Below are 2391 nucleotides of genomic sequence, written 5' to 3'. Positions count from 1 at the left end.
GAGTGGTAGTGAAATTTCTTTTACTCAAATTTAGGTATTCACTGACCGTTCTTATTATAAATACCAGAATAATAAGCTACTGATATTCTCCATCTTTTTTATCTTTAATCCATCATAGCTAGCGATGCAACAAAGCCATTCCAGTGTCAAGCACTGGAATGACATCATAGGGGCACTGCCCTTTTGGATGGAAACCAGTGTCAGCTACTTAGATGATACCTTTTTTCTACTTAGTTTGGGTTATGCAAGAAGTCTATTGCATTCCTGAGCAATTTGATTCATTATTCTTTTTGTAAAAAATTTTCTTAACTTTCTCTCCACTTTTTTGATAAGGTCACTTTAAAGGAAGTCTAATAGATGCTACATAGAAATCCAGATGAGTTTCTAAAGTCTATTCCAAAAGATAGGCGCATAATGTGCCTTGACATGGGAGAAAAGCAAATAGGCATAGCATTTAGCGATAAAACACAGCTCATAGCCACAGCTCATAGCATATATCACAGAAAAAATATGAGCAAAGATTTAGGTTATCTGCATAGAATATTCAAAGAAAATGAATCTGGATCAATGGTAATAGGACTACCGTTAAAAATGGACGAGCAAGAAACTAAATGGTGTAAAACTATAATCCAATTCGCAAATAAAATAATAAAAAAATATAAAGTAAATATATACTTACAAGACGAAAGCTTCTCAACATCTATCGCAACTCATACACTAAAAATTACTGGAATATCAATCACAAAATCGAAAAAAATAGATGATAAAATCTCCGCATGTATTATTTTGCAACGAACGTTAGACAAGATAAATACAATCAAATAGTTTTTCCAGATCTGGAAATCTTCAAACTGAATCCCATATAAAAGTTACTCAACAAAACAAGAACCTTTCGTATAAGCATGACAAATTGCTACAGCAAGAGCGTCAGCAGCATGGTGGCATTTTATACTCAAATTTTTAACTATTTGCTTCACCATAAATATCATCTGATCCTTATCAGCATGGCCATTTCCGGTAATGCTTTTTTTTACATAGTTTGCATCATATTCATTCATAGTTAGCTTTGTTATTTTTAACGCTAAAATTACAACCCCTCTTGCATATCCTAAAGTTAGTGAAGATTTAGGATTTTTATTAACAAAAATTTTCTCCACCGCAGCTTCATTCGGAGAGTATAGGGAAATTACTTTCTTTAATTGTTCAAAAATTATATGTAGGCGTTCACCTGTACCCAATTTACCATCAGTTGATATGGTACCGCCGCCCAAAAATTCAATATTATTTTTTTCGTTCAGGCTGATAATGGCCCACCCAGTCTTGCTTATTCCTGGATCTAGACCTATTATTTTAACCACTTAATAAACGCTTAACCAATAGACAAACAAAAATAAAAATATCCAGACTACATCTACAAAGTGCCAATACCAGGAGGCAAACTCAAAGCACAAATGGTCCTGAAGTGTAAATTGGCCTTTCCGTGCTCTAAATAAACACACTGATAAAAACATTATTCCTATTATAACGTGTGCGCAGTGAAAACCGGTAATCATATAAAAATTGGATGTATAAATAAGCTTTTCTCCTGTTTCTTGTAGAGAAAAACTCGCTTCATGATACTCTATTGCTTGCACTATTATAAAAAAAACTCCAAGCAATATAGTTATGGACAGCATTTTAATCATGCTCTTTTTATCATTTTTAAGTAAAGAGTGATTTGCCCAAGTAATTGTTGTACCAGAAAGCAATAATATTAATGTATTCATGAATGGTAGTGACCATGGATCAGGTGGCAAAATTCCCTCAGGGGGCCATTCAACTTTTTTTGCAGGAGAAAACGCCTCAAATAAAAAAACTGGATCAAGCCAGGCTTTAAAGAATGAACAAAAGAACACTATAAAAAATACGACCTCCGAGAGAATAAACAAGTACATTGCAAATTTGAGTCCATGTTTTACAATGGCAGTGTGACATTTGTCATAAATGGCCTCCCTTATTACATCTCTCCACCAATAAAACAGCACCCCTGATACTGCGGAGATTCCCAAAACTAAACAAAACATTCCGACAATTTGTTTATGAAGCGCGCCAACTAATCCAAGTGCAAGAATAAGAATTGCTGCTGATACAGCAATTGGCCAAGGGCTTGGATCCACTAAATGAAAATCATGTTCTTTACTTTTCATAGCATTTTAAAAAATACCTATTAAGGATACAAATTAGCTTAAAATTGTCAACGTTCCTTAGAACCTGTTAAGGATCTCGAAAATATGAGGTAGAATAAGCATAGTTAAGAAAGAGGCATATCTATGCAAAAAAGCTATCCAAGCGATATAAGTAAAGAACAATTTGAAAAAATTAGACCAATACTGGAGAGTAGCAGAAAGAAAA

General features: G+C 33.8%; 4 protein-coding genes and 1 pseudogene. 3 read left to right on the top strand and 2 right to left on the bottom strand.

Going from position 1 to position 2391, the window contains the following annotated elements; all coding sequences use genetic code 11:
* Positions 1–124: 124 nt before the first annotated feature.
* Both OZD63_RS02625 and ruvX read left to right on the top strand, forming a co-directional pair.
* Positions 125–268, top strand: coding sequence for a hypothetical protein (locus tag OZD63_RS02625; RefSeq protein ID WP_209473144.1), 144 nt, complete (start codon positions 125–127; stop codon positions 266–268).
* An 89-nt stretch (positions 269–357) separates the two neighbouring features.
* Positions 358–825: a Holliday junction resolvase RuvX gene (ruvX, locus tag OZD63_RS02620; protein ID WP_274979521.1), complete on the top strand. Its 468-nt coding sequence runs from the start codon at positions 358–360 to the stop codon at positions 823–825.
* Between the two features lie 44 nt (positions 826–869).
* Here ruvX and ruvC read toward each other — a convergent pair whose 3' ends face one another.
* Together ruvC and OZD63_RS02610 are read right to left on the bottom strand one after the other, a co-directional pair.
* Positions 870–1358 carry a crossover junction endodeoxyribonuclease RuvC gene (gene ruvC / locus OZD63_RS02615; RefSeq protein WP_151807779.1) on the bottom strand — a complete coding sequence of 163 codons (489 nt, stop codon included), beginning with the start codon at positions 1356–1358 and terminating at the stop codon, positions 870–872.
* Positions 1359–2186 (bottom strand): cytochrome c oxidase subunit 3, encoded by an 828-nt coding sequence (locus OZD63_RS02610; protein WP_274979522.1) that lies wholly within the window; start codon positions 2184–2186, stop codon positions 1359–1361.
* A gap of 123 nt (positions 2187–2309) precedes the next feature.
* On the opposite strand from OZD63_RS02610, the pseudogene OZD63_RS02605 reads away from it, so the two are divergent.
* Positions 2310–2391, top strand: a pseudogene (locus OZD63_RS02605) (IS5/IS1182 family transposase); the annotation flags it as partial.

This window comes from Wolbachia endosymbiont of Drosophila leontia (assembly GCF_028981785.1).
Lineage (GTDB): Bacteria > Pseudomonadota > Alphaproteobacteria > Rickettsiales > Anaplasmataceae > Wolbachia > Wolbachia pipientis.
Note: the sequence above shows the minus strand (reverse complement) of the source record. Positions and strands in the feature narration are given on the sequence as shown.